We start from the raw sequence: 514 nt of genomic DNA on the forward strand, positions 1-514 counted from the left end.
GTCGCGAGACTGGCCGGGGTGGCGAGCCGCCTCGCCCCGGGGCCACAGCAGGAAGTGTCGCGCCAGCGCCCCGTCCACGACGCGAGGCCTCCGCCCCCTGCGCAGCCGCAGCGCCTGCCGCCGCTCCAGCCTCCCGCGCCTACGGCCAGGGCCTGTGCCGTCATCGGCTGCAAGCGCCCCCACCGCAGCCAGGGCTACTGCGCCGCCCACTACCAGAAGCGGCGCCTCATGGCGGCCACCGGCCGGCTGCATGCCGCATGGGTGGAGGACGCCGCGCCCCACACCCTCCCCGACGTCATCCTCCCGCGCGGGCGCAGACCCAAGGCCGACGCCACGCCTCCCGCACCGAAGCCTCCCGTCAGCGCCACCCCTCGCATGTGGGTGCGTAAGAAGGGGGCGACGGGCGCGGACGGCGCCTCCGGACCTGGGGCGCCAACGCCGGCCGGGAAGCCGGAAGCGAATCCCCTCGCTTCGGAGCGCGAGCGCGCCAAGGCTACCGCCCAGCGCTGGGCCA

Annotated in this window: 1 protein-coding gene; it reads left to right on the forward strand. The window is 76.7% G+C overall.

The window, feature by feature from the left end; translation table 11 throughout:
- Positions 1–18: 18 nt before the first annotated feature.
- A partial coding sequence (locus tag FJV41_RS50010) for a cell wall protein (protein WP_246137928.1) occupies positions 19–514 on the forward strand: 496 nt, incomplete at its 3' end.

Source organism: Myxococcus llanfairpwllgwyngyllgogerychwyrndrobwllllantysiliogogogochensis, from assembly GCF_006636215.1.
GTDB lineage: Bacteria > Myxococcota > Myxococcia > Myxococcales > Myxococcaceae > Myxococcus > Myxococcus llanfairpwllgwyngyllgogerychwyrndrobwllllantysiliogogogochensis.